24 protein-coding genes are annotated in these 25,307 nt (G+C 47.9%); 13 read left to right on the top strand and 11 right to left on the bottom strand.

Going from position 1 to position 25,307, the window contains the following annotated elements; translation table 11 throughout:
- Positions 1-40: 40 nt before the first annotated feature.
- The 3 genes from NSQ38_RS07085 to NSQ38_RS07075 form a co-directional block, all read right to left on the bottom strand.
- On the bottom strand, positions 41-715 hold the full coding sequence (locus NSQ38_RS07085) for a GNAT family N-acetyltransferase (RefSeq protein ID WP_339788151.1): 675 nt from the start codon (positions 713-715) through the stop codon (positions 41-43).
- Positions 716-970: 255 nt separating this feature from the next.
- Positions 971-1,828, bottom strand: coding sequence for a carbon-nitrogen hydrolase family protein (locus tag NSQ38_RS07080; RefSeq protein ID WP_339788149.1), 858 nt, complete (start codon positions 1,826-1,828; stop codon positions 971-973).
- A gap of 111 nt (positions 1,829-1,939) precedes the next feature.
- Positions 1,940-2,824, bottom strand: a complete 885-nt coding sequence (locus NSQ38_RS07075; protein ID WP_074092657.1) for a LysR family transcriptional regulator — start codon at positions 2,822-2,824, stop codon at positions 1,940-1,942.
- Positions 2,825-3,107: 283 nt separating this feature from the next.
- Here NSQ38_RS07075 and NSQ38_RS07070 point away from each other — a divergent pair, with 283 nt between their 5' ends.
- From NSQ38_RS07070 to NSQ38_RS07050, 5 genes are all read left to right on the top strand, one after another.
- Positions 3,108-3,479 (top strand): CidA/LrgA family holin-like protein, encoded by a 372-nt coding sequence (locus NSQ38_RS07070; protein WP_017691758.1) that lies wholly within the window; start codon positions 3,108-3,110, stop codon positions 3,477-3,479.
- Positions 3,476-4,156 (top strand): LrgB family protein, encoded by a 681-nt coding sequence (locus NSQ38_RS07065; RefSeq protein ID WP_339788148.1) that lies wholly within the window; start codon positions 3,476-3,478, stop codon positions 4,154-4,156. Before NSQ38_RS07070 ends, NSQ38_RS07065 begins: the two co-directional genes overlap by 4 nt.
- Before the next feature lie 105 nt (positions 4,157-4,261).
- Positions 4,262-4,780 (top strand): AbrB/MazE/SpoVT family DNA-binding domain-containing protein, encoded by a 519-nt coding sequence (locus tag NSQ38_RS07060; protein ID WP_076209663.1) that lies wholly within the window; start codon positions 4,262-4,264, stop codon positions 4,778-4,780.
- Positions 4,781-4,907: 127 nt separating this feature from the next.
- A complete protein-coding gene (locus NSQ38_RS07055) occupies positions 4,908-5,603 on the top strand; it encodes a Crp/Fnr family transcriptional regulator (protein ID WP_339788145.1) in 696 nt (231 codons plus the stop codon).
- 77 nt (positions 5,604-5,680) lie between these two features.
- On the top strand, positions 5,681-6,520 hold the full coding sequence (locus NSQ38_RS07050; RefSeq protein WP_339788142.1) for a DNA alkylation repair protein: 840 nt from the start codon (positions 5,681-5,683) through the stop codon (positions 6,518-6,520).
- A gap of 131 nt (positions 6,521-6,651) precedes the next feature.
- Here the strand turns inward: NSQ38_RS07050 and NSQ38_RS07045 are convergent, their stop codons facing one another.
- The gene (locus tag NSQ38_RS07045; RefSeq protein WP_339788140.1) at positions 6,652-7,032 is read right to left on the bottom strand and encodes a DoxX family protein; all 381 of its coding nucleotides are present in this window, start codon (positions 7,030-7,032) and stop codon (positions 6,652-6,654) included.
- Between the two features lie 424 nt (positions 7,033-7,456).
- Between NSQ38_RS07045 and NSQ38_RS07040 the strand changes: the two genes are divergently transcribed.
- Positions 7,457-7,756 (top strand): helix-turn-helix domain-containing protein, encoded by a 300-nt coding sequence (locus tag NSQ38_RS07040; protein ID WP_026081419.1) that lies wholly within the window; start codon positions 7,457-7,459, stop codon positions 7,754-7,756.
- A gap of 104 nt (positions 7,757-7,860) precedes the next feature.
- Here NSQ38_RS07040 and NSQ38_RS07035 read toward each other — a convergent pair whose 3' ends face one another.
- The 5 genes from NSQ38_RS07035 to NSQ38_RS07015 all read right to left on the bottom strand — a co-directional run bounded on the left by NSQ38_RS07035 (position 7,861) and on the right by NSQ38_RS07015 (position 14,195).
- Positions 7,861-8,865, bottom strand: coding sequence for a Gfo/Idh/MocA family oxidoreductase (locus NSQ38_RS07035; RefSeq protein WP_339788137.1), 1,005 nt, complete (start codon positions 8,863-8,865; stop codon positions 7,861-7,863).
- 68 nt (positions 8,866-8,933) lie between these two features.
- Complete coding sequence (locus NSQ38_RS07030; protein WP_339788135.1) at positions 8,934-10,592, bottom strand: FAD-dependent oxidoreductase; 1,659 nt, start codon at positions 10,590-10,592, stop codon at positions 8,934-8,936.
- 556 nt (positions 10,593-11,148) lie between these two features.
- Positions 11,149-12,636, bottom strand: coding sequence for a glycerol kinase GlpK (gene glpK, locus NSQ38_RS07025; RefSeq protein WP_338589055.1), 1,488 nt, complete (start codon positions 12,634-12,636; stop codon positions 11,149-11,151).
- A 28-nt stretch (positions 12,637-12,664) separates the two neighbouring features.
- Positions 12,665-13,234 carry a glycerol-3-phosphate responsive antiterminator gene (locus NSQ38_RS07020; RefSeq protein ID WP_339788132.1) on the bottom strand — a complete coding sequence of 190 codons (570 nt, stop codon included), beginning with the start codon at positions 13,232-13,234 and terminating at the stop codon, positions 12,665-12,667.
- Between the two features lie 193 nt (positions 13,235-13,427).
- Complete coding sequence (locus tag NSQ38_RS07015; protein WP_339788129.1) at positions 13,428-14,195, bottom strand: GTP cyclohydrolase II; 768 nt, start codon at positions 14,193-14,195, stop codon at positions 13,428-13,430.
- A gap of 362 nt (positions 14,196-14,557) precedes the next feature.
- Here NSQ38_RS07015 and NSQ38_RS07010 point away from each other — a divergent pair, with 362 nt between their 5' ends.
- The 4 genes from NSQ38_RS07010 (at position 14,558) to gntK (ending at position 19,461) form a co-directional block, all read left to right on the top strand.
- Complete coding sequence (locus NSQ38_RS07010) at positions 14,558-15,793, top strand: ABC transporter substrate-binding protein (RefSeq protein ID WP_339790422.1); 1,236 nt, start codon at positions 14,558-14,560, stop codon at positions 15,791-15,793.
- A 128-nt stretch (positions 15,794-15,921) separates the two neighbouring features.
- Positions 15,922-16,788 carry a sugar ABC transporter permease gene (locus NSQ38_RS07005; RefSeq protein ID WP_036613110.1) on the top strand — a complete coding sequence of 289 codons (867 nt, stop codon included), beginning with the start codon at positions 15,922-15,924 and terminating at the stop codon, positions 16,786-16,788.
- A gap of 20 nt (positions 16,789-16,808) precedes the next feature.
- A complete protein-coding gene (locus NSQ38_RS07000; protein ID WP_036612996.1) occupies positions 16,809-17,636 on the top strand; it encodes a carbohydrate ABC transporter permease in 828 nt (275 codons plus the stop codon).
- A gap of 274 nt (positions 17,637-17,910) precedes the next feature.
- Positions 17,911-19,461 (top strand): gluconokinase, encoded by a 1,551-nt coding sequence (gntK, locus tag NSQ38_RS06995; RefSeq protein WP_339788126.1) that lies wholly within the window; start codon positions 17,911-17,913, stop codon positions 19,459-19,461.
- Between the two features lie 658 nt (positions 19,462-20,119).
- Here gntK and NSQ38_RS06990 read toward each other — a convergent pair.
- Positions 20,120-20,509: a nuclear transport factor 2 family protein gene (locus NSQ38_RS06990; RefSeq protein WP_249912775.1), complete on the bottom strand. Its 390-nt coding sequence runs from the start codon at positions 20,507-20,509 to the stop codon at positions 20,120-20,122.
- Between the two features lie 354 nt (positions 20,510-20,863).
- Here NSQ38_RS06990 and NSQ38_RS06985 point away from each other — a divergent pair, with 354 nt between their 5' ends.
- The 3 genes from NSQ38_RS06985 (at position 20,864) to NSQ38_RS06975 (ending at position 23,147) form a co-directional block, all read left to right on the top strand.
- Positions 20,864-21,181 carry a metalloregulator ArsR/SmtB family transcription factor gene (locus NSQ38_RS06985; RefSeq protein ID WP_339788123.1) on the top strand — a complete coding sequence of 106 codons (318 nt, stop codon included), beginning with the start codon at positions 20,864-20,866 and terminating at the stop codon, positions 21,179-21,181.
- A 72-nt stretch (positions 21,182-21,253) separates the two neighbouring features.
- Complete coding sequence (locus NSQ38_RS06980) at positions 21,254-22,069, top strand: hypothetical protein (RefSeq protein ID WP_339788120.1); 816 nt, start codon at positions 21,254-21,256, stop codon at positions 22,067-22,069.
- A gap of 118 nt (positions 22,070-22,187) precedes the next feature.
- Positions 22,188-23,147: an MraY family glycosyltransferase gene (locus NSQ38_RS06975; protein ID WP_062836785.1), complete on the top strand. Its 960-nt coding sequence runs from the start codon at positions 22,188-22,190 to the stop codon at positions 23,145-23,147.
- Positions 23,148-23,369: 222 nt separating this feature from the next.
- Here NSQ38_RS06975 and cydC read toward each other — a convergent pair whose 3' ends face one another.
- Entirely contained in the window at positions 23,370-25,307 is a 1,938-nt protein-coding gene (gene cydC / locus NSQ38_RS06970) for a thiol reductant ABC exporter subunit CydC (protein ID WP_339788117.1), read from the bottom strand.

Raw genomic sequence — 25,307 nt, 5'->3', positions numbered from 1 at the left:
AATACCCCCTCAATTGATGATGTATTTCATTTGATATTTTTTATTTGAACGGATTCCGCCACTCCATCAGGGCAGCATAGTTGCAGGATTCCTCATCGTCCAGATAGTCTGCAGTCACACCAACAGGCATGCGGCCACAGCGAAGCAAGAACGATATCACCGGGTCACGCCTCTCTCCCGCTGCTACCTGATCCAGATATTCCTGCGCAGACAGTTGGTCTGCAACCAGATGATAACCGGGCATTCTACCAGCACCTAGTAACCGATCCATCCCCTGAGCGATGACAAGGTGGTACATCGCCTGCATCATAAGCTGAGCCAGTCCCCATTTGCGGTACTTTGGACGAACACAGAGATCGACAATATACAGCGTGTTGCCATCCGGCTGGTGGTTACGAATATAGCCGTCATCCGTTACTTCGGCCCAGGTATGACTTGCTGGATGTGCAGGGTCCCACTGCATCCGCAGCGAGGTCATTGAGCCAGCCAATTCTCCATCGACTTCAATACAGATGGCACCCTCCGGGTAATGCTTCACATGACTGGTGAGCTGCTCGTGACTCCAGAGCAGCTCTTCCGGATAAGGAGGAGGGAAACTCTCCGCCTGAATACGAATGAGTTCCTCAAAGTCGGCTGCAACATAATTGCGAACGACTGCCTTTACCCTTTTGCCACTTTGCTCCGGGTCGGTGATCAACATTTCTTTTGTATACATCTTGCCGGATCGCCCCTTTCCACTGACAAATGAATTTCCTACTCTGTTCCGTTCCGTTTTAATTATGTGTTCAAAAAGGGCGGTTTTCAGTACCGAGAAGATGGGATGAAGCTAGAAATGGAGTAGCGGAGCGTAGGGAAGACTACGTGAGCAACGGACATTTCGGCTGAATTCCATATTCGATGCTGATGATGCCACTAGGCATCCTTCGTAATCAAAAGCGGATTTTTTGAACAACCTCTATAAGGTAACTCGCTACTCCCAATCGGTATACAGATCAGTACGGCGGTCACGCCAAGTCGTTACCGATCCACGTTCGCGCACCTCATACAACAAGTCCAGATCCAGATCGGCGGTCACGATCATATCGTTGTTAATCTCACCCTCGGCCAGAATGCCACGTGGCGGGAACGGAATATCATTTGGTGTAATAATCGCTGCCTGTCCATAGTTGGCACGCATGAAATCAACGGTTGGCAGGTTGCCCACTGTTCCGGTTAACACAACGTACACCTGATTCTCCACCGCGCGGGCATGACTCGTATAACGCACACGGTAGAATCCGTGACGATCGTCCGTGCATGAAGGACAGAAGATCACGTCAGCACCTTTGGCTTTGGCCATCCGCACAATTTCCGGGAACTCAATATCGTAACAGGTCAGCATCGCAATACGGCCTTTATCCGTGTCGAACACCTCAAGTCCATCCCCGGGAGCCATATTCCATTCCTGCACTTCGGTTGGTGTAATGTGAATCTTGTCCTGGCGCACGATGCGACCATCCGGGTAGAACATGTGAGCTGTATTATACAGCTTCCCTTCACGGCGAATGACGTGGGTCCCCCCGATGACGTGCATGCCATACTTGGCAGCAAGTGACGTGAACAGTTTTTCATATTGCTCCGTAAAGTTCGGCAGATCCTCAATTGTCAGTGCATTGCCTTGTTTGTCCCCAATGGACATTAATTGTGTTGTGAAAAATTCCGGGAACAGCACAAATTCGGTTCCGTATTCGCTCGCTGTCCGTATGTAATGCTCAGCCTGAGCGGCGAACTGCTCAAACGAGCTGATTGTATGCAATTGGTATTGTACAGCGGATACCCGCAGTTTCATGTTCGTACACCTCCACCATAATTATGCTTCCATTGTAACAACGATCCGGGGTCAACAAAAGAGTATTTACACTGGGCAATACAATGACAGGATAACCTTCCGATCGCTCCCTTACTCACCCAGCATCGACTGTGTGAATCCAATCCATTCTCTCGTGGCAAAAGACAGATAACGATCCTTCCGCCAGATCATACCGAGCTGCCATGGAATCACCGGTTCCACCACAGGTATAATACGCACGCGCATATGGTCCACCTCACGACAGATCGTCTCTGGTAATAAGGCTACACCCAGATTGGCGGCAACCATCGCGCTGAGCAGATCCCACTGAGAGCTCTCATATACCACCCGGGGTTGGAACCCGGCATGCTGACAGGCCACAATAATCCGGTCATGCAATGCAAAATCTTCCCGAAACAGTACAAAGGCGTCATTTTCCAGTTCATGCAGCGCAACCGCTTCTTTCCCCGCAAGCGGATGTGAAGGGTGTACAAGCAAGTTCAGTTTCTCTTTCACAAACACAAAATGATCCAACAACTCATCCACGGTTGGCAGTACGGCAACGCCAATATCCAGTGCACCACTGATCACATCGGCCTCCACTTTTTTGGCGCCATCCTCAAACAACTGAATGGTCACCTGTGGGTAGGCTTTGTGAAATTCACCAATGATCATGGGAAAAAAGCTGGACCCCACCATCGGCGGCAACCCAATCCGCAGATGGCCTTTCTTCAAGTTCATCAGATCGTCCAATTCAGACGACAAACTGCGGAACGATTTTTCAATCTCCAGTGCCTGCCGAAAAAACACATGGCCTGCATCGGTTAGTTCCACCTTTTTGCCATAACGGTCCAACAACGTGATACCCAGTTCCTCTTCAAGACTCTTGACCGTCTTGCTGATCGTAGGCTGGGTGATATACAGAACTTCGGCGGCTTTTGTGAAGCTCTGCTGCCGGGCAACTTCCAGAAAATATTGCAAATGGCGGATATCCATCGGTTGATCCCCACCTCTCATAGATAAATGGAATAGTAAACATTCTTAATATGCATTTTACTCATGAAAGAATGCCATGTAAAATTTATGATATCAAGTGAATCATTTTCATAATACCTTTGGCTGCTTCAATCAGGGCTAGATATAGATCAAAACGATTCAATTTGTCTATATCTAGTTACATAAATTCACTTTTAGTGAGTTATGAAATTGATTCAAGTGAATCATTTTCATTTTCATAATAACTCAAAGGATTACGTTGATTATATAAGGAGGGATTGAAGTGAAAAAGTGGGGCCTTGGTATTGCACAGGTTGCGCTCTTAATGGTTTTTTCACTGCTCATGGACCTGCTGGCCCGTACTCTCCATCTTCCTGTACCGGGTTCAATACTTGGTATGGTCGTGTTATTCATTCTGCTTCAGACCCGTGTCGTGAAGCTGCGCTGGATTGAAGTTGGAGCTGCCTGGCTGCTCGGTGAACTATTGTTATTTTTTATCCCGTCAGCCGTTGGCATTATGAACTATATGCCCATGCTGGAGCATGACGGACTGCAGATTTTATTCATCGTACTGCTTAGTACTTTCCTGGTCATGTCCTGCACAGGCCTGGTTGCTACACGAATTGCCAAACGAAAGGAGCGTCACACCGGATGATTGGATTTCTCTGTCTGCTGTTAACCGTCGGTATCTATGGAGTCGCCAAACGAATGTATCGTAATCTGCCAAAAGTATATCTGTCTCCGTTGCTCATTACACCGCTTCTTGTCGTTGGCATATTACTTGCAACCGGAACGGATTATGCCACGTATAGCAGTGGCGGCAAATGGCTGAGTTTGCTTCTCCAACCGGCCACGGTGGCTTTTGCCGTACCGCTCTACACCTTTTTCCATGTACTCAAAAAACATATTTCCGAGATTGTCTTCAGTGTCATGACCGGCTCGGTCGTTGCCGTACTTTCTTCTGCCCTGCTCGCCAAATGGTTGCGCCTGGATTCCGGTCTCATTCATAGTCTGATCCCAAGATCAATTACCACCCCAATTGCCATGAACGTATCCGCCACCATCGGTGGCATACCCGCAGTGACAGCTGTTTTTGTTATTATGACTGGTCTGCTCGGAGTGATTATGGGACCTTCTATTGTCAAGATGCTGCGCATTGATGGGGAGATTGCACGAGGCACACTGTTTGGAACCGGTGCCCATGGCACAGGGACATCCAAGGCATTTGAACTAAGTTCCCTGACTGGTACCATTTCCAGCATCTCCATGGTGCTCGCTGCATTATTCACTTTAGCCGTTGCCCCCATCCTTTCCAAACTTATTTTCCCATAATAGATGGAATTATCCCACTTTTTTGAAATATTATTGTTGTATTAAAGCCCTTTCTTCCTTACAATAAGGACAGGTTTTAATTGTGAATATTGCGGAGGAGATGCGATGAAAAGAACCGGAATGAAGAGATCTCTGGACCGTCTTGGACGAATTGTCCTTCCCAAAGAAATGCGGGATACGATGGAAATCCATATCGGCGATCCGCTTGAGTTTTTCATTGAAGGGAAAGAGTTGATTTTACGAAAGTACAAATCAACATTATGTATTTTTTGCGGAGATGTAGATACGGAAATGTATTTCAAAGAACAATTCATCTGCCGGACTTGTGCAATTCAATTAAAACACCCGGATGACTCTCCCGACTGGTTCGTACCTCAGAACAAACAGGCTCCTGCACCCGTGGAGCGTCCTGCTTCCAAATCCGCCTCAGTCTCATCTCCCGCTAGGGAAGAAGGGACCACAGCTGACAACCAAGAATATCCGGATCTGCGGCCGAAGACGGCACGCATGCTGCAACAGATGAAAGAAATTGTTGAACAGAATCCTGGTTTGGCTCAACAGCAAATTGCGGAAAAGCTTGGCATTAGCCAAGGACGCGTCTCTCAATTAAAAAAGTTACTATAACCAAAATGGCATTCGATCATTTATAGTCAGAAGACCTTCCAATCCAGGAAGTCCCGCTGCAAGAGAACCCGTTGTTTTTCGTGGGTTCTTCTTTTTTTATATTCATATTGTAATGGAAAGGAGTTCTATGGATAAAATTCTGTATTTATCACAATTCGACCTCATGTCCTCCTTGTCCGAGGCAGACCTGATTGAAATGGATGGGATGACTTCTATTACGACCATGCCCAAAAACAGACAGATCCAGACACCGGATACGTTTACAGAAGGTTTCTATTTTGTAAAAAGGGGCAAGGTTCGTTTATATACATTGAACCCGGAGGGCAAACAGTTCACTCTCAATATTTTGACGGAAGGTAACGTGTTTGGAGAAATGAACGGAATCTCACTCGGAACACGCGCCGTTTATATTGAAACGATGGAGGAGTGTGATATTTGCCTGATGAACAAACAACGTTTTGAACAGTTTCTGATTGAACATCCAGAATTTATGATGAGACTGATGAACGTACTAAGCGAGCGGATCAAGCAAATGAGTGAATTGACACAGACGCTCGCACTCGGAAACCTGCATGAAAAGGTGCTACATAATCTCTTCCGCCTGGCTGAACAGATAGGATGGATCGAAGAAGATGAGTTCTGCAATATTCAACTCGCACTTACCCATCAGGAGATTGCCTGGATGGCGGGAGCCACACGGGAATCAGTTACGATTGTCATGCAAGACTTGGCAAAAGCAGGTCGTATTCGTACCGGATTCAAATCAGTCTCCCTTCATCGTGACGAAATCGCTAACCTTCGGAAAATTACTGCCCACTTGTAAGATGCCTTACATCCCTGTTCTCCAGCAAGTTGTATTGTATAACGCATGATGTTATACAACCAAGGAGGAACATACTGTTGAATGCTAAGCCAGATCTATTTATCCCTGAAGACATTTTTCTTCGCAAAGGTGCCCGTAAAGCAACGGAAATCCCTGAGCATATCCGCAATTGGCTACAAGCAGGACATATCGAATCGGTCAATCTGACCGAATGGCTGGCTGTAGATCATGTTTCTCTTTTTCAGAAGGTTACCCATGAATGGGGAATGGATGCCGAAACCAGAGCAATTACAGAGCAGTTAACACAGATGGATGAGCAGCGGATCATGAAAATCATCCCGGCCATAGCCATGCAATGGCGTAATCTGTTGAAACGTCTAACAATGAATGAACAAACGAATCTCTTTCGTTCCATTGCAGAACATCGTTCAGACAGCGTTCGCTGCTGGGCGGCTTATATCATTGGGCTGGATTCCGGTCTGAACCTGACTGAAAAGTTGGAACATATTCGGCCCTTTGCAGCAGATCATCACTTTGGTGTAAGAGAAATTACCTGGATGGCTGTACGGGAGTCCATTTCTGCCGAATTATCCTCAGCCTTGCAACAGTTATTCCCATGGAGCGTTGACCCTGATCCACTGATCCGTCGCTTTGCCATAGAATCAATCAGACCTCGTGGCGTCTGGGCCAAGCATATTCAGGAGTTAAAAGAAAATCCGGCCATGGCCCTTCCCTTGCTTGACGCGGTGAAATCCGATGCCCATAAGTATGTGCAGGATTCGGTAAGTAACTGGCTGAACGATGCCAGCAAGACCAATCCAGAGTGGGTGCGGCAGGTCTGTGCCACTTGGACTCAGCAGTCGGATACCCAACATACGCGGCGAATCGTTACACGTGCCACGCGAAGTCTTACATAAAAAAGATGACCACCGCTCACTGGCAGTGGTCATCTTCTGCATAGGCACCCGCGTGTACATTCCTTTCGACAGGACAGAAACACCTTTTCCACGGTGAATGGCCCACAATAACGTTTCCTCTTATTTCTCAATTAGGCCTGAATTGTATCCATCTGTCCTTCTTCTTCCGCTTCCAATCTGCGCATGCCCACAACCAAAACAATAATGTTAGCCACCAACAAAACAGCCGGGAACGGAACAGCAGCATATTGTGCATAGATCAGATGACTTCCCACGGCCCCAATCAGAATGAAGGTCAATATACCAGAAGCCAAGATGCGAGTACGTGGAATCAGCAGTCCTACAGCACTAAGCAACTCTGCGGCACCCAGCAGATACATGGTCCATGTCGGATAAGAGAAACTTTCGAAGGTCTGAATCATCATGTCTGCTCCACTAATCTTGTTAAACCCCGTCATGACGAAGACACCTGCTAACACAACCAGAAAAACGTACCCCAAAATCTTGTTCATATGTAGATCCTCCTGTAACAAATTATATGTTCCTACTATGTAATGATTATTTTTGCTGCACATTGTAAAAAAAGAATCTATGTAAAAGTTCCCAAAGGTCACTTTGTTTTCAACCGTTCAGCCCAGTTCAATTTTCAGAATAGTACGCGTTCATATTATACGTATTATTTATCACCAACTTACTTTTGTGAAGTTAGTATATAATAATAATATAATTTCTTCAAGTAATTTTTCACCGTATGATGTATAATACATACAAAAGGTATGTTACAGTATATTTTGTAGTAACCCTCATTTACTTGGATGTCCTATATTCTTAAAGCGGCAGAATCCATGTCCTTTCATATACAACCTGCGAAGAAAATAATCATGAATCGAGGTGAACACGTTGAAGCTGAAAAAAGTAAAAGCACCAAGTCCCTGTATGATCACTCAAGCCATAGACATCATAGGCAAGAAGTGGGTACTGTTAATCATGTACCAACTGTTGTCCGGACCCAAGCGGTTTACGGAGCTTGAAGCAGAGATGGCGATCAGTGGACGACTTTTATCGGAGCGATTGAAGGAAATGGAGACGGAAGGTATCGTAACCCGGCACATGTTTCCCGAGATACCTCCCCGTGTAGAGTATGAATTGACACCGAAAGGCAGAGCCATTGAACCTGTCATTGATCAGATCTACAGTTGGTCATCCGACTGGTTGAAACAGCAGAAATCCGAGTAGTTGAATTGCTGCTCAATAATCTCTACTCAACACAAATACGCCTGAATCAGGCTGATCTGCGGATCATTCCCTGATTCAGGCGTATTTATATTACCTTCAACCTTTTAATGAGAGAGATGTTTTGAAGGCTGAAGCTGTACAGGCAGACCGGAATCTGCCGATGCCAGCGCCGCCGTCGTAATCTCCTGTGTACGGCAGGCATCCGCATAATCGGACAGAATTCGTGAACGGTCTCCCGTACGCAGGGCATGAATGAACGCTTCATTCTCACGCTCGTATGGATTATGTCCTGCCGGAATCTCCAGACCTGCCATCGCATGTTTTGCGGCACTTGGCAGAAGCAAACGTTCTGGCGTCCAATCCCACACACCTGCATCCGTGTAGAACTGGAGCCCAGCGCCGCCCTCTCCGTCTGGCAACAGACATGTATTGGCGATACTGGCAATCGCTCCACTTTCCAGCTTGAGCGTCACATTCGCCACATCAGCAACGGTCACATGCTCATGCTTCTCATGCATGCTTCGCTGAGCTGCTACAGCATATACCTCCGTAACTTCTCCTGCACAATACCGAAGCAAGTCTACAATATGTGTAGTCTGCTCGACGAATTGTCCTCCTGAACCGTCCTGACGCCGCCACCAGGCGACCCCTGGCATTCCGCCCATCCAGCGGCCAAGTGCCATGCCGACCGTCTGTTCTTTCATCGACTGCTGCAGGACCTGCGCGGCCTCCTGATAACGGAAATGGTATCCTACAGAGGTTAACAATCTGCTCTTTTGCACCTGATCCAACACCTGACGCGGAACATCCATTCCGGTGCTCAAAGGTTTCTCCACCAGGAATGGAATACCGCGGCGAATTAATTCGGACTCAATCGATCCGTGAGACATCGGAGGCACACAAATATACACCGCATCCAGCTTCTCACCATCCAGCATATGTTCAAGTTCCCCGTAACCAACAGCATCATAAACCGAGGCCATAGCCTCTGCCTTTTCGAGCGATGTTCCACAGACACTCGCAACACGAACACCTTCCATCCGTGCGAGAATATCCGCGTGTACCTTACTGAACCAGCCTGTTCCAATGATTCCGATCTGTAATGTCATGGATGTAATCCCCTCTCTATGTTACACGCTTACATGTTCCATTCGACTCTCGATCTTGAAATCCTGCCTTAGATTTTGCCGGATGCTTCCAGCAACAGCTGATCCAGTTCCTGTGTATGTTTAACCTCTTCCTCTTCAGACCAGTTCAAACGACCTGCCATATACGAGATAACCGCTGCTTTATAGCGACGAACTTCATCAATACGGAAGAATAAATCACCTGTTCTTCGTACCAAAAAATCAGACGGAGTTACAGCCATCTCTTCATCAATCGCGTAACTTAACATCAACAGTAGCTCCTGTGGCATGCCATGAAGCTCGGACTTGGTGCGTGGATCGGGCATTCGCTCATATAGTGCCTCCACATTGGAACCATACGTGCGGACCAGTCGCTCCGCAGCAGGTCGAGCAAGTCCCAAGGCAACACCATCCTTGATCTTGCGTTCCGCATACGATACAAATCCAGCCGATCCCCCTACATCACCCCCGGAGATGGGCATCTTCTTCGTTACACAAGGGCCTATGGAATGCCCGCTCTCCTGCTCCATCTGGCGTGCGACCAGATCAACGACCATCTCGGCCATTTTACGGTATCCGGTTAATTTGCCCCCGGCAATCGTAATCAGATTGGATTCGGATACCCAGACTTCATCTTTACGTGAAATTTCGGAAGGATTCTTGCCTTCCTCATGGATTAGTGGACGTACACCCGCCCATCCGGATTCCACATCCTCGGTACCAATCCGTACATCTGGAAACATGCCATTAACTGCATTAATGACATAATCACGGTCGGAGTCGGAAATTTGGGGGTGTGCAGGATCGTCCTGATATACGGTGTCGGTTGTCCCCACATAAGTTTTGCCATCACGCGGGACAGCAAACACCATTCGACCATCTGGTGTATCAAAATAAACCGCCTGTCTTAGCGGGAATCGTTTACCATCAAAGACCAAATGAATGCCTTTGGTCATCTGTAGCGTTTTCCCCTGGCGCGAACCATCCAATTCCCGCAGACCGTCCACCCATGGACCGGAAGCGTTGATCATCTTGCTTGCTTTTAGCGTATAGGTCTGCCCATCGATCTGATCAATAGCTTCAATACCTGTAATCTTGCCATTCTCCTTCAGGAAACCTTTCGCCTTAACGTAGTTCACTGCCTGTGCCCCACGTTTGACGGCTTCTTTCATAACTTCTATGGTGAGCCTGGCATCGTCAGTCCGGTACTCCACATAGAGTCCACCACCCAACAACCCCTGTTTGCGTAATAAAGGTTCACTATCTGACACCGCTCCAGCATTCAACATTTGGCGTCGTTCACTGCGCTTCACCCCGGCGAGCCGATCATACACCATCAGTCCAATGGATGTGCTGAATCGGCCGAACGTACCTGCCGTGTAGATCGGTAACAACATCGGTTCCGGTGTTGTCACATGTGGCCCATTCTCATAAACGACAGCCCGCTCCCGTCCTACCTCAGCAACCATCTTCACTTCATATTGCTTTAAATATCGCAATCCGCCATGGACAAGTTTGGTCGATCGACTGGATGTACCTGCTGCAAAATCCTGCATTTCTACAAGCGCTGTCTTCAATCCACGGGAAGCCGCATCCAATGCAATCCCTGCGCCTGTAATCCCACCACCAATAACTAATACGTCAAAATGTACATTCGCCATGTTTTGCAAATATTCGGTCCGGTGTGCTGACGAGAACGTTTCTGTCATTCTTGAACCTCCTATTGATTTTCTCAATTTTTCCGTAAAAAAAACAAAAAAAGGACCACGTCATTCGCTCAGCAATTGCTGAGCGGCACGTGGTCCCTCCCGATCTCCAGACATCATTTTTTAACTTGTGCCTTTATCCTATCACAGATTTTTGACGGCGTGAAGTCCTGAAATGACACATTATTCAAAAAAAATTCAAAAAGTTGTTCTGCCAAAGGATGGAATTTCAAATGAATCCACTAACCTTATTTTTTTCCTTATAGTGGATATATATTTTACCTTCTCCAGGAAGAATAACCCTGTAAATCATGCATCATTTTCCACCAGTAAATATCATTTATAACATATGTTTAGTTAAAAAGTACAAATACCCACCCAAGAAATATTCATTTCATTCCTCTTATTTAGCATTTTTCATAATTCGAATCATTCCGCTCACGGGTACAAAAGTTGGACAGGAAGAAGCATCCTGATCCAACCAGTGTATAGACGAACAAAATCATTTCGATCTATATTTTGCTGATTTGAAGACGCTCAGGTGATTTATGCAAAATGCTTATTTAAAAGCCATTGCTGCGTTCACTGCACGCTTCCAGCCTGCATACAGTTCTGTTCGTTGTTGCTCAGCCATAACAGGCTGGAAGACACGCTCCGTATTTTCATGATCCGTCAGTTCATCCGCACTCGTCCAATATCCAACCGCCAATCCTGCCAGATAAGCCGCACCCAATGCTGTTGTTTCATTCACCGTTGGACGTTCGACAGGAATGCCCAGAATATCACTCTGGAATTGCATGAGGAAATCATTGGCCGCCGCCCCGCCATCTACACGCAGAGCATGCACGGGAATACCCGAGTCGGATTCCATTGCCTCCAGTACATCTTTGGTCTGATACGCCAACGCCTCAAGCGTAGCACGGATAAAGTGTTCCTTTGTCGTGCCTCGGGTCAAGCCAAACACTGCACCCTTAACCTCACTATCCCAATACGGACTGCCCAGTCCCACAAATGCAGGTACCATATAAACACCGTCTGTTGAAGGCACACGTGAGGCGTAATCCTCGCTATCTTTTGATGAGCGAAGCATTCTTAATCCGTCACGCAGCCACTGAACCGCAGACCCTGCAACAAAAATGCTGCCTTCGAGCGCATATTCAACCTTGCCATTCATCCCCCAGGCAATCGTTGTAATCAGTCCATGATTGGATTGTACCGGGCTCTCTCCCGTATTCATAAGCATAAAACAACCCGTACCATATGTATTTTTCATACTGCCCTTGGTGTAACAGCCCTGACCAAACATCGCTGCCTGTTGATCTCCTGCCGCTCCCGCAATCGGAATCCGATGACCGAAGAAATGATAGTCTGTTGTGTGTGCATACACCTCGGATGAACCTCGCACCTCTGGCAGCATCGCCTTAGGAATGTCGAGGATATCCAACAATTCGTCATCCCATTGCAGATCATAGATGTTATAGATCAGGGTACGTGAGGCATTGGATATATCCGTGACATGTGTACCCCCGCTCAGTTTCCAGATTAGCCAGCTATCAATCGTGCCAAACAGCACTTCCCCCTTCTCTGCCCGCTCCCGGGCACCAGGGACATGATCCAGAATCCACTTAATCTTTGTTCCCGAGAAGTAGGGATCGATCAATAATCCTGTTTTGCGGCGAAAAAGGTCCCCGAGTCCCTGTGTCTTCAAATCTTCACAGATGTCTGCGGTCTGTCTGGACTGCCATACCACTGCATTATAGATGGGTCTGCCTGTTTCTTTGTCCCATACCACAACGGTTTCCCGCTGATTTGTAATTCCAATCCCGGCAATCTGGACAGGCTTGATCCCGCTCTCGGCCAGACATGAAGCCATCACGGCAAGAATGGAACTCCAGATTTCGTTGGCATTCTGCTCTACCCAGCCCGGCTTGGGGAAATATTGAGGGAATTCCTGCTGTGCAATGTGTACAATCTCTCCGCCACGGTTAAACAGAATAGCTCGAGAGCTTGTTGTTCCCTGATCCAGAGCCAATATATATTTTTCCATACAGACAACCTCCTGTTGTGGGTTCTTTTTACGGTGTAAGCGATTTCTCGAAGTGTCGGATCAGATCTGCGTTGGATGTGGTCACTGCCGTAGCCCCGACGCCAAGCGCAAGTTCAACCTCTTCCGGTGAACGGATCAATCCCCCCGCAATAATGGGTATCCCCGTACGCACAGATACTTCCGCAATAATATGCGGAATGACGCCAGGTAGTACTTCAATATAATCAGGTTGAGTTTTGGCCAGCAAGAGATAACTCTTCTCCAGTGCATGGGTATCCAGCAGAAAAATACGTTGAATCGCTGTAATGCCTTTCTGCTTTGCTTTCTGAATGACGCTCGCTCGCGTAGAGATCAGTCCTGCCGGGCGAATGTGCTGACACAGATACTCTGCCGCATACTCATCGTTTTTTAAACCCTGAACCAAATCTGCATGCAAAAGTATTTTTTTGTCATACCGCCGCGCCTCGTCCATTACACTCATAAGCTGTGCAATATGGGTTTCCAGCATCACCCCATAGGTATAAGGGCCTTCAATCATCGCTTCAAACTGCTTCATGCTCTTTGCAGCCGGCAACATACGTTGTCCCTCAAATGGCACCTTCGTTCCTCCCGCATTCATCAGATGACTATATTGTATATTCCGTACTGTGAGAACGGCAAGCCATTCCGTGAATCAGGAAAACCTGATCGCTAACCTATCATCCATACAAAAAAAGCCGCTGCTGCACTTCTCCATAACGGAGAGTACAACAACGACTATTCAGCTAATCGAATACGTTTATTAATAATGATTAAGCCTGCGCATGCGGAAGCAGCGTATCTGCCCCAGCCCATCCATCACTTTCTGCCAAGTGACCAGAACGGTTCACTTTCGTTTGCAGGTACTTTTCGTTAAAAGCAGAGCGATCTCCCCATAGTGGAACACGTCCGCCCACATTCAATCCCGCTTCCTGCAAGGCAGCCAGCTTCCGTGGATTGTTGGTGATCAATGTAACCGGAGCAGAACGAAGCGCACGTAACACAGCAATAGCATCGTCATAATTACGAGCATCGTCCGTGAATCCGAGCTGCAAGTTCGCATCTACCGTATCCAGACCTTCTTCTTGCAAAATGTACGCCATGGCTTTGCTGAACAGACCGATGCCACGTCCCTCATGGTTCGCAAGATAGAACAGTGCACCTGCTCCGTGAGCGGCAATCATTTTCATGGATTGCTCCAATTGGAAGCCACAATCACAGCGTTTGCTACCAAAGATGTCGCCTGTATGACAGATGCTGTGCATCCGGATCAGCGCTTCTTGCGCTTCAGCAAAGTCACCATACACCAGAACACTGGATTGTTGACGCTCTGCCAGTTCAGCAGCAGCAAGAGATTCGATTAACTCACCGCTCTCCATCGCTTTGTCCGATTTCATCCAGCTGTACCACTGGAATGTCTTGGTCTCCCCATCGAGGTTAACCGGAAGCTTGATTGGTCCCACCAGGTATATGAACTCTTTTCCACTCGGAAAAGTCTGAATTTTGGGGGCAAGCAGTTGAATAATATGTGAATTGATCATTGTCGTTCCTCCTGTTTAGGCCAACTTGTATGTTGATTGATTCGCATCCAGAGCGAAATTGGATCACTTGGATGTTATATAGTACGTATCTATATTATTCTCATCATCATTAGTTACTTTATGTAAGTTAGTTTAGAATAAAAATTATAATGTGTCAAGTAACTTTTATTTTTAAAGTAACTACCCAATTTATGTTACGCAATCGACACAAATATGTGTTTCATTTTAGGAATATTGGGTATGAGTTTATAAACTGCTCATACACTAATGTTGTAGTCCAAAGCACTTCATGCCTCGAACTTAACGATGAGGGGGTAATACACATGATCCGCCGGAAAAGAACATGCTGGACAGCCATACTGATGGTCTGCGTCCTGCTCATAAGCGGATGCTCCATCTGGCCCGGACAGGACGATTCAGCGAACAACAAAAAGGTAACGCTTACATTATGGTACTGGAATCGTTCCATCGATGATAAGTTGATTGCCAGGGCTAAGGAAAAGTTCCCCAATATCGAACTGACAGCTCAGAAAATCGGCGGTGATTTCAAAGCAAAACTCAAAACAACACTCGCTGCACGCTCAGGTGAACCAGACATTGTGGCATTGAACGACTGGATCATGGAGCTATTCCCCAGTGAGGACCGTTTCTATAATCTGTATGATCTCGGTGCAGGAGATATTGAAGACCAATATCTGCCGTGGAAATGGAAGCAAGGCGTTACGCCAAGCGGACAGATGATTGGTTTCCCGATGGATACGGGCCCAACAGCCCTCTTCTACCGAGAAGATCTGTTCAAGGAAGCCGGATTGCCATCTGATCCCGAAGACGTTACACGCCAGATCAACAGTTGGGATGCATATGCTGCTGCCGGAGAACAGCTCAAGGAAAAATTCGGAGGCAAGGTTTTTCTAACCGACAATATTGCAACCGTTTACAATCAAGTCATATCGCAGTTTGCGGAGCGTTATTTCCGGCCGGACGGGTCCTTTATCGGCATGGATTCCGCTACTGTGCGCAAGAGCTGGGATACGGCCGTTGCTTTCAAAGAGAAGGGACTGCTAGCCAATGCAGATGGCTGGACTCCAGGCTGGAACGCCGCGATGAATAATGGCGAAATCGCTTCTTTTGTAGGTGCTGTCTGGATGAAACAAGTTCTTCAGGAAGCCGCTCCGGATACATCCGGGAAGTGGCGGGTCGCTCGGGCACCGGGGGGAGATGGCAACAACGGAGGATCATTCCTGTCCATCCTGAAGTCGAGTGAACATCCTCAGGAAGCCTTTGAACTGGTTCGCTGGCTGCAAAGTCCCGAAAATCAACTGGAGCAATATCAGACATTGAACCTTTTCCCTTCTGCACCAGGTGTATTTGATGATCCTGCCATGAAAGAAAAAGAACCTTTCTTTGGTGGACAGGCGACAGGGCCTGTATTTGCCGAATCGGCACAGGATGTGCCGGATGCTTTCTTTGGCGAACGATACCCATCCGTACACAACATTATCACCCGGCGGCTGAATGATGTCGCGAAGCAAAATGCCGATCCACAGCAGGTCTGGACGGATACGGTACACCGCGTCGAGCGGGAATTGCAGCGTTAACCTGAACAACGTGTGGTTTCGTTATCCGCAAAGGAGGAATTCATATGGCTGTAACTGAACCTCGTCTTACGCCCGATCCCGGACATGCAAGACCTGATCTGGATCGGCAGAAGTCACTATGGGCGAGAATGTGGGAGCATCGTGCACTCTATGTTGCGATATCGCCGTTTTATATTCTGTTTGCGGTATTTGGGCTGTTCCCAATCGGGTTCTCACTCTATCTGGCTTTTCATAAATGGGATGGCATCGGTGTCATGACGTTTAACGGACTCAACAATTTCAAATACATGCTGACTGATGCCGAGTTCTGGCAAGCCGTGGGCAACACGTTCATGATCTGGATCTATTCAACGATTCCAATGCTCTTCTTTGCACTGATTATTGCCTTTCTGTTACATGCACCATTTGTGAAGTTCCGTACCCTGTTTCGGGTCGGTTATTTCCTGCCAAACGTCACGTCCATCGTAGCAGTAGCCATTATCTTTGGTGCCTTATTTGCCAACAATTATGGCTTTCTCAATTATCTGTTGCAGTCGGTCGGGCTACCGGTTGTGGAGTGGCTTAATGCACCATGGGGCATTAAAGTTGCAATCTCCTCCATGGTGGTCTGGCGCTGGACCGGATATAACGCCGTCATCTATCTGGCCGGACTTCAGAGTATCCCGCAGACATTATACGAAGCGGCAAAGATTGACGGCGCATCAGCGATACAGTCCTTTTTCCGAATTACAATTCCGATGCTGCGTCCTGTGATCCTGTTCACGGTCATTACATCAACGATTGGCGGTATGCAGCTGTTCACCGAGCCTCAAGTATTGGTAGGTAATGATGGCGGCGCTGGTGCAGCAGGCATGACAATTGTACTCTACCTCTACCGTGAGTCCTTCATTAACAATTACTTCGGATATGGCGCTGCTGTTGGATGGGGTATGTTCCTCATTATCGCCCTGTTCTCGATTGTGAACTGGAAGCTTGTTCAAGGCAAATCATCCTGATGTGATAAGGGGGAGCGCACATGGCGACCAAACACCTCAAATCGCTGGTGTTGTATACCGGTCTTATCGGGGGCATGCTCATATCCATGTTCCCGTTCTATTGGCTGATTGTAATGTCCACCCGGACAACGTCCGATATCTACAAGTTCCCACCTCAGCTCTGGTTCGGGGGTGAACTGTGGAATAATATTACGCGCGTATTGCAGCAGATTGATTTCTGGGGCGCCTTTCTGAATACGCTGTTTGTGTCGGGCCTTGTGACCATACTTGTACTGTTTTTTGATTCACTGGCGGGGTTTGCGTTTGCGAAGTTCGAATTTCCCGGCAAAAAGTGGCTCTTCATCCTGCTGCTCGCGACCATGATGGTACCTTCCCAGCTGTCGCTGGTGCCTTCCTTCGTACTCATGGCTACGTTCGGGTGGGTCGGTTCCTTCAAAGCCCTCATTATTCCGGGCATGGTGAACGCCTTCGGCATCTTCTGGATTCGCCAGTATGCGACAGAGTCGATTCCGAACGATCTGCTGGATGCAGGCCGCATCGACGGCTGTAATTTCTTCCGACTTTATTGGAACGTGGCGCTGCCAATTCTGCGACCTGCCTTTGCTTTCCTCGGCGCGTTCACCTTTATAGGCGTATGGAATGATTATCTGTGGCCGTTGATCGTCCTGACGGATGAACGCAAATACACGTTGCAGATTGCATTGTCTCAATTAAACGGGTTGTATAACACAGACTATGCGATGGTCATCGCAGGTACGTTGCTTGCTGTCATTCCGCTCATCGTGATGTTCCTGTTCATCAGCCGTCAGTTTATTTCGGATATTGCCGCAGGGGCGGTGAAGGACTAGGGTTCTGCATTTTGATCCATCCCTCAAGTCTGATATTCTTATCTATATATGAAATAACAGATGCCATATAAGTTAGATGAATAGCGCCACGTGCGCGGAGGGGACAGAAAGGGCCTGAAGAAATGGAATGTTCGCATTTATAACCAAATTTCTCCCTTTGAAGAGGGAATCAAGAAATTTGGGGATAACGGCGAGCGGAAGGCTTTCTGTACCCGAAGTGTGAACGTGTAACAGCATTCATTCACTTATATATTCAAGAAAGAGGGATGACAAAATGGCTTCTTCACCCTATATGATCGGCGTAGATATCGGCACGACCTCCACCAAGGCCATCTTGTTCGAACAGAACGGAACCATTGTGGCACAAGGCAGTGCCGATTATCCGCTGTACACCCCCACACCTGCGATTGCGGAGCAGGATGCGGAAGATATTTTCAAAGCAGTCATTACATCGGTTAAACAGGCCACTTCCAAAGCGGGAGTGAAGCCAGAGGACATCCTGTTTGTATCCTTCAGTTCGGCCATGCACAGCATTCTGCCTGTCGATCAACACGGCAAACCGCTGATGCGGGCCATGACTTGGGCAGATAATCGCAGTGCCGAGTGGACCGAAGTACTCAAATCCGAGATGAATGGTCACGAAATCTATCTGAGAACAGGTACGCCGATTCATCCGATGTCCCCACTCACCAAGATCATGTGGCTCACCCGGGATCAACCAGAACTTTTCAGACAGACGTACAAATTCATATCCATGAAAGAATATGTCTTCTATAAATTATTTTCTGAATACGTCATTGATCACTCCATGGCCTCCGCCACCGGACTCATGAATCTGGAGAAACTCGACTGGGATGCAGAAGCGCTGCATGTAGCGGGCATTACGCCGGAACACCTGTCCCGATTGGTTCCAACCACACATGTGCTGAAACATGGATTGCACCCGGAGTACGCCAAGGAGATGGGCATTGCGGTCACCACACCGTTTGTGATCGGTGCAAGTGATGGTGTGCTTTCCAATCTGGGCGTGAACGCCATTGATCCGGGCGTCGTGGCCGTGACCATTGGTACCAGTGGAGCGATTCGTACAGTCGTAGATAAACCGGTGACCGATCCGAAAGGACGCTTCTTCTGTTATGCACTCACGGAGGATGCATGGGTCATTGGCGGACCAGTGAACAACGGCGGTGTTATTTTCCGCTGGATTCGGGACGAGTTTGCAGCTTCCGAGGTCGAGACAGCGAAACGGCTTGGCATTGATCCGTATGAAGTGCTCACTCGTGTTGCGGAAAATGTACCTCCCGGTTCGGAGGGTCTCTTGTTCCATCCGTACATGACAGGTGAGCGGGCTCCGCTCTGGAATCCAAATGCACGCGGCTCATTCTTCGGCCTGACGCTGCATCATAAGAAGGAACATATGATTCGCGCTGCGCTCGAAGGTGTATTGTTTAACCTCTACACGGTCATGCTCGCGATTGAAGAAAAGATCGGTCGTCCGAAAAAAATCCAGGCGACAGGCGGCTTCGCCCGCTCTGAGTTGTGGCGCCAGATGATGGCCGATATTTTCGATCAGGATGTCATCATCCCCGAAAGTATCGAAAGCTCCTGCCTCGGCGCAGCCGTACTGGGCTTGTACGCCCTTGGCAGCATCGATTCCCTGAGTGCCGTCTCCGGCATGATCGGATCAACGCACCGGCACCAACCAGACCCGGACAGTGTCCGTGTCTACCGTGAACTGCTGCCCATCTTCATCCGCATCTCCCGCAAATTCGAAGAAGAGTATGCGGATATCGCTGCTTTTCAGAATAAGACGATGCAGGGGTAGAGAAGTCGTGGGATGGCATACAGGATGACGGAGGATGGGACGGTTTAGGCTCTGAGCTTTTGAGGGTTGGAAATTTGAGGGTTTCTAGCCTAGGATGTTACACGTTGGAGGGATAAAACGTTGAGCATGGAATAGCTAACGAATCGTAGACGTCTTATATGAGGTTTATAACATGTTTTCAAAATCCAACGAACCTGAGACACCTTATATCGGATTTTAGCCGCGGAAAACTGCCCCAAAGTTAGAATAACCGAAAAATAGCGTCTCAGCGATTCGTTAGAATCTGACTTATGCAGATTTTTGGCCAATAGCGCGTCTCTGGTTCGTTAGAATTGACCGACCATCGTCACCACCATGTAGTTGCCCCCCCCTGCTAAGCTGCGTCTGGCTCAGAATAACCTGCGGCTCTAGCGAGTACATCTTATGCACGTTCATAAGGACCGTCCCGCCATGTTTAAAACATGCGGGACGGTCTTTTTCATGTACAGTTTTTGTGTACCGATCTACCTGTAGAAACTGTGCTACCAGAGTGATGAAGCCCTCGTTCTCAGCGCCTTTCAAATAACCTAAATATTCCACCAAAAAAAGCCCCACAGCTTGATAGACTGTAGAGCTTCATTTCCTAACCATTGCATTATTACTTATTTACACTGCGCTATTACTGATTATACTTGCTGAACGCATTCTGATCGGCCTGTACATTCTCCAGATACACAATCTGCCCCGCATCATTTACACGCGCGATATCAATGCCTGCTTTGGCGTATACCGTTCCGTCTGCCGCTTGTCCGCATACCGCCCAGTTCGTTTGGTAGCTGCCGTCGGGCTGTTGCACCCACGCGTCCCACATATGTTTTACATCCTTATTGTATTCGTAGAAAGCTTTCATGAAACCATCGAATCCTGTTCGACTAGTGCCGTTAAGCACAATCTCTGCGTCAGGTGTAAACAGGGACAATAAGTCCTGCATCGCGCGCTCGTCTGTGCGTGAAGCATCAAATAAACGGAAATAGTTGTTCAGCATCGTAGTGGTATTTGTAGTACTCATTCATATTCCTCCTAGAATAAAAAGCCGTTTTCCAATCTTTCAGTTCGAATATTTTCGAACTAATTGAAAAGAAATGTAACATACTTCTTATACTGCCTGCAAGAAATATATAAGTTGAGACCGACTTTTACACTAACACGGAGAGTGCAGAACCAATCTGAAGAAGCGAAGCGTGCGCATTTATCACCGGATTTTTCCCTTGGACCAAGGGAATAAAGAAAATCTGGGGATAAGAGCGATCGAAAGATGGTACTGCAATCGGAGTAAACAAGTGTAATAGTTACAGTTCAACTTCTATAGTTCGATTTTTTTCAAACATTGAAAGGTACAGCCGATTATGCTAACGTCATAGATATGAGAACTCCAACGATACCTATGGCTTCGGAATTCAAACTGACCACGGTCTGCAATGCATTGGGCGATCCGATCCGCATGAAAATTGCACACTGTCTGGCCAGCTCTGGCGAGAAAAACTGTTCAGCCTTCGAAGTAGACCATATTTCCAAATCCACGTTGTCCCATCACATCAAAATTTTACGTGAAGCTGGCGTGATTCAGCCGCGCATTGAAGGTAAACAGCACTTTTATTCCCTACGAAAGGAAGAACTAAACGCACGTTTTCCAGGCCTCGTCGACATGATTCTGAATACAACCGAGGAATACGTACATTAAAGTAAGCAGGTCTGGGATCGATAGAAGAACTACTTTCATCATAATCGCAATTCCATAAAGGAGGCTAACCGTATGGACAAAAAGGCGGCAAAGATACTGCTGAGCACCTTCTGGGGAGGTGGGGGCTGGAAAACAACCTCTCTACCCTTCTCCGGGGAGGAATTTGAATATGCCAAAAGCAAAAGTGTTATGTTCGATCCACTCACGATCACGCATGACGAGATTGTCCAGCGTCTGTACGACATGCATCAGGATGACTCGTTTAAAGAACGGGTAATTTCGGCCTTTTTACATAGTCTGTCCGCCAAAAAAGTCTACCTGCGTAGCGCATTATCCAGCTGGGCTTTAACATCGAACATGCCTTTACACACCTATGTGGAACGCCCTGCCCTTCACCCTAACACCAGTGCCTGTGGGGATTGTAACTTCCTGCGTTTGCAGTCAGACAAGGAATATTCCAACGTCGACTTAAACGTCCTGAACTTTGAACGGATCAAGTGGGGCGGCGTGCGTCACGGCTGGCTTATCTATTGCCTGATGGATCTGGAATTGCTGCTTCAGGACAACGATGCAAACTATGAAGTAACTCCTGAAGACCAAGCCATCCTGGTCAACCTGCTTGAAACAGCCCAGACGGAAGATCCCAAAGACAGTGCTCGCACACTTGAGAAAAAGTGGAAGGATCTCTTCCCTTCGAGCAAACAGGAGCGCGATGCCCTGTTGGAAATTTGGGCGGCAGCCGGCATACTGGTTCCTGGAGATAAACCGAGAAAACGCAAAGGTGGTTCCAGCGATTTTGTCTTTGCAGCAACCTGGCAAGGTGATGATGGATATAATGCGGAAGTCGCAAATCATTATTTCGGCTCCTATCTTCCTCAAAAGCAATAAAACCTGATATTCTGCTCACCTTGACGTGTGTCTGGTTACAATAATGACATCGACAGATTTCCTGTTTAACTCGTATAATAAGGGGAAATTGGTAGATAGGAGTGAAACAAGCGAGTTTATGGTATACATACTGGCTTTTATAGTGTCTTTTGCTGTCGTGGTTCTGCTTATTCCGCCGCTTGGTCGACTGGCTCACCGGCTCGATTTTGTGGACAAGCCTCGGGAAGATGTGGAGCGTAAGCTGCACAGGCAACCTATCCCGCTCACGGCGAGTTACGCGATATTTACTGGATTTTTCCTGACATACATTGCTCTGACGAAAGAAATCACATGGGAAACAGCGGCTCTGGTCGCTGGTGGTATGCTTCTGCTAACGATTGGTACCGTCGACGACTGGTACAAAACAAAAGGCAAAGATTTTCCTGCCCTGCCCAAAATGCTCGTACAAGTCTCTGCGGCAGTACTCGTATTTGCTTCTGGCATTGCGTTCACCGGATTCGTGAATCCTTTTAATGCGGAATATGTCATGCTTCCGATCTGGCTGCAATTCATTCTCACGATCCTGTGGATCTTCGGAGTGACAACCGTCATCAACTTCTCGGACGGCATGGACGGACTGGCTGGCGGATTATCGGCCATCTCGGCGATCACGCTGTTCATCGTGGCGCTTGCCAAAGGTCAAACGGATTCCGCACTCATGTCGATCATTCTGGTCGGTGTAACCATCGGTTATCTGAAGTACAACAAAGCTCCTGCCAAAGTGTTCATGGGTGATGCAGGTGCTACGTTCCTTGGCTTCATTTTGGCGGTTATCGCTCTGGATGGTGCATTCAAACAAGCAACCATGTTGTCCATCTTCATTCCGATTTTGGCGCTCGGTGTACCGATCTTCGACAACATCTTTGTCGTTATCAAACGTTTCATTCAAGGTAAAGCGATCTATCAGGCCGACGCGAGTCAAGCACACTATCGACTGCTGCGTGCCGGATTGAATCATAAACAGGTTGTTGCTGTGCTCTATCTGGTTAGTACCTGCCTGTGTCTGTCTTCCATTATATTGATGCTGGTAGAGATGTAAGTATCGGCAACAAAAGCGGTCATATCCGAATATAAAAAGAGACGAGTCCAAGATTACTTGGCTCGTCTCTTTGTTATGCTTATCTGATTCGGCGCTCACTCGCTACTCATTCGGTGGCATTTGCTAAGATGCACCTTCATGTGTATAACAGTTCGGTTCAACCATCTGGACTGGTAAGCAGTATCCACATGTCTTAAACCTCAGACGCTCACAGTCTCACACTTATCTGGAAGCTACGGGTGGCAACGGTTGTGCCTGTTGCTGCCGACCTGTCCATCCCGGCCGATCAAGTTCAATGAGACGGCGGTATCGCTCTTCCCCAGCCAGCAATTGTTCGTGAGAACCCTGCATGGCAATCTTTCCATTTTCCATAAAAATAAGTTCGTCCATCTGTTCCGCACCAATCAGGTGATGGGTGACCCAGATCATCGTTTTGCCTTGCAAGCTATCCAGAATGGTTCGCATCAACTCGCGTTCAGTCACAGGATCAAGCCCAACGGTTGGTTCATCCAATATAATAACAGGTGTCTCCCGGAGCAGTACCCGGGCCAGTGCAATTCGTTGCCTTTCCCCACCGGAGAAACGCAGACCTGTCTCCAGCATCGGCGTATCATATCCCTGCGGCAAGGATTCGATCAGACCGGATAAACCTACTTGGGCGGCCACCTGACGAATCTGCTCATCTGTTGCATGCGGACGTCCAATCCGCAAATTATTGGCTACTGTGGTGTCGAACAGGTGAGGGCTCTGATTCAGCACCGCGATGACATCAGTGACACTCTCACCCAGGGTCTGCACAGGCATATTATTAATTAGAACTTTCCCCGTAGACGGAAGCAAAGCCCCCTGAATCAGTTTCAACAAGGTTGATTTGCCGCCGCCGCTTCGTCCAAGAATAGCTAATCGTTTGCCTTGTGGCAGATGAAGGGATACGTCCTGTACGGCGTAGGAATCATCTGCTGCATAACGGTAACTTACGCGATTAATCTCGATGTCTGCTCTGAGTTTCGGTGGAATACGAAGACGAATTCGTCTGTCCGGGGTATCATTCGCAGTTGGTAAGGACTCCGATGGCTGCCTAGCCATCAGGTTGCCGTTTTTTACTACAGAGATCGAGTCACCCGTTACGCCAACATCGTCCGCTCCATGCTGCACCGGAAGATGCTCTTTCCCTTCCAGCTGTTTCAAGCGGTCCAGCGATTCCCGGTATTGTGGAAGATGCTCCACTGCATCCCCTACAGGCAGAAGTGATTCCGTAAGTGGAAATAACACCAGCACAAAAGCAGCAATCATCACGGCAGGTAATTGCCCGATAGAAGCAGCATTTCCGGCCCATAACGTAACCGATAATACCATTAGGCCAATGACACACTGGGCCATCAGATCACGCCAGCGTGTCCAGCGCCGCAACTTGCGAAGAATCGCGTCGACCTGTTCCTCCGCCTCTTCCTGCTGCTGAACAAATTCCGCGGCTCGCCCACTTGCAAGCCAATCCCCCAGTCCAAGCACACCGTCGGTCAGACGGGTATACAACCTGCTATTTTCCTTTTTCAGCCGTACACGCCATTTCCACGTCACTTTCAGGGAAATCGCAGGTAACACGGCAACGAGAAATAACATATACAAGCCCATCCACACCGCAAATCCCAGATCAACACTGCCAAAGGCGATCACAGTCCCACCGTACATCACAAGCGCGGTGACGGCGGGAAAAACGGTGCGCAGATAGATATCCTGCAACCGCTCCACATCATCGGCGAGTGCTCCGAGTACATCTCCGGTCTGCATACGAGAGCGCAGGAACAGGGCCTGTGGCTCCAGAATGCGATATAACTTCACCCGTTGATCGGCCAACACACGCAGTACGGCATCATGTCCTGCCAATCGTTCAATATATCGAAAGACGGCACGGAATATCCCAAATGCACGTACCCCAACAATAGGTACATACACCATCAAAATGTTTTCAGGACGCAGTGCAGACTTGGAGATCAGAAATCCGGAGGTAAACAGCAGCAGTACCGCACACAGTGCAGCACAAGTGCCTAGCGCAATGACTGCGATGAATCTCCACTGGTACTGTGCCACATACGGAGCAATCCAGCTATTTTTTTCTTTTCCGTTACGGACGGTCTCCATATGTTCATATCCGGACTTCAT

Source organism: Paenibacillus sp. FSL R7-0313, from assembly GCF_037969885.1.
Classification (GTDB): Bacteria; Bacillota; Bacilli; order Paenibacillales; family Paenibacillaceae; genus Paenibacillus.
Note: the sequence above shows the minus strand (reverse complement) of the source record. Positions and strands in the feature narration are given on the sequence as shown.

Bases quoted from the DNA above. Each gene is read 5' to 3' on its own strand.
- NSQ38_RS06985 (WP_339788123.1), top strand. From the start codon at position 20,864: ATGAGAACTCCAACGATACCTATGGCTTCGGAATTCAAACTGACCACG.
- NSQ38_RS07010 (WP_339790422.1), top strand. From the start codon at position 14,558: ATGGTCTGCGTCCTGCTCATAAGCGGATGCTCCATCTGGCCCGGACAG.
- NSQ38_RS07030 (WP_339788135.1), bottom strand. From the start codon at position 10,592: ATGACAGAAACGTTCTCGTCAGCACACCGGACCGAATATTTGCAAAAC.
- NSQ38_RS07040 (WP_026081419.1), top strand. From the start codon at position 7,457: ATGATCACTCAAGCCATAGACATCATAGGCAAGAAGTGGGTACTGTTA.
- NSQ38_RS07055 (WP_339788145.1), top strand. From the start codon at position 4,908: ATGGATAAAATTCTGTATTTATCACAATTCGACCTCATGTCCTCCTTG.
- NSQ38_RS07005 (WP_036613110.1), top strand. From the start codon at position 15,922: ATGTGGGAGCATCGTGCACTCTATGTTGCGATATCGCCGTTTTATATT.
- NSQ38_RS07065 (WP_339788148.1), top strand. From the start codon at position 3,476: ATGATTGGATTTCTCTGTCTGCTGTTAACCGTCGGTATCTATGGAGTC.
- NSQ38_RS07080 (WP_339788149.1), bottom strand. From the start codon at position 1,828: ATGAAACTGCGGGTATCCGCTGTACAATACCAATTGCATACAATCAGC.
- NSQ38_RS07045 (WP_339788140.1), bottom strand. From the start codon at position 7,032: ATGAACAAGATTTTGGGGTACGTTTTTCTGGTTGTGTTAGCAGGTGTC.
- cydC (WP_339788117.1), bottom strand. From the start codon at position 25,307: ATGAAGTCCGGATATGAACATATGGAGACCGTCCGTAACGGAAAAGAA.
- NSQ38_RS07085 (WP_339788151.1), bottom strand. From the start codon at position 715: ATGTATACAAAAGAAATGTTGATCACCGACCCGGAGCAAAGTGGCAAA.
- NSQ38_RS07035 (WP_339788137.1), bottom strand. From the start codon at position 8,865: ATGACATTACAGATCGGAATCATTGGAACAGGCTGGTTCAGTAAGGTA.
- gntK (WP_339788126.1), top strand. From the start codon at position 17,911: ATGGCTTCTTCACCCTATATGATCGGCGTAGATATCGGCACGACCTCC.
- NSQ38_RS07060 (WP_076209663.1), top strand. From the start codon at position 4,262: ATGAAAAGAACCGGAATGAAGAGATCTCTGGACCGTCTTGGACGAATT.
- NSQ38_RS07000 (WP_036612996.1), top strand. From the start codon at position 16,809: ATGGCGACCAAACACCTCAAATCGCTGGTGTTGTATACCGGTCTTATC.
- NSQ38_RS06975 (WP_062836785.1), top strand. From the start codon at position 22,188: ATGGTATACATACTGGCTTTTATAGTGTCTTTTGCTGTCGTGGTTCTG.
- NSQ38_RS06980 (WP_339788120.1), top strand. From the start codon at position 21,254: ATGGACAAAAAGGCGGCAAAGATACTGCTGAGCACCTTCTGGGGAGGT.
- glpK (WP_338589055.1), bottom strand. From the start codon at position 12,636: ATGGAAAAATATATATTGGCTCTGGATCAGGGAACAACAAGCTCTCGA.
- NSQ38_RS07015 (WP_339788129.1), bottom strand. From the start codon at position 14,195: ATGATCAATTCACATATTATTCAACTGCTTGCCCCCAAAATTCAGACT.
- NSQ38_RS07075 (WP_074092657.1), bottom strand. From the start codon at position 2,824: ATGGATATCCGCCATTTGCAATATTTTCTGGAAGTTGCCCGGCAGCAG.
- NSQ38_RS06990 (WP_249912775.1), bottom strand. From the start codon at position 20,509: ATGAGTACTACAAATACCACTACGATGCTGAACAACTATTTCCGTTTA.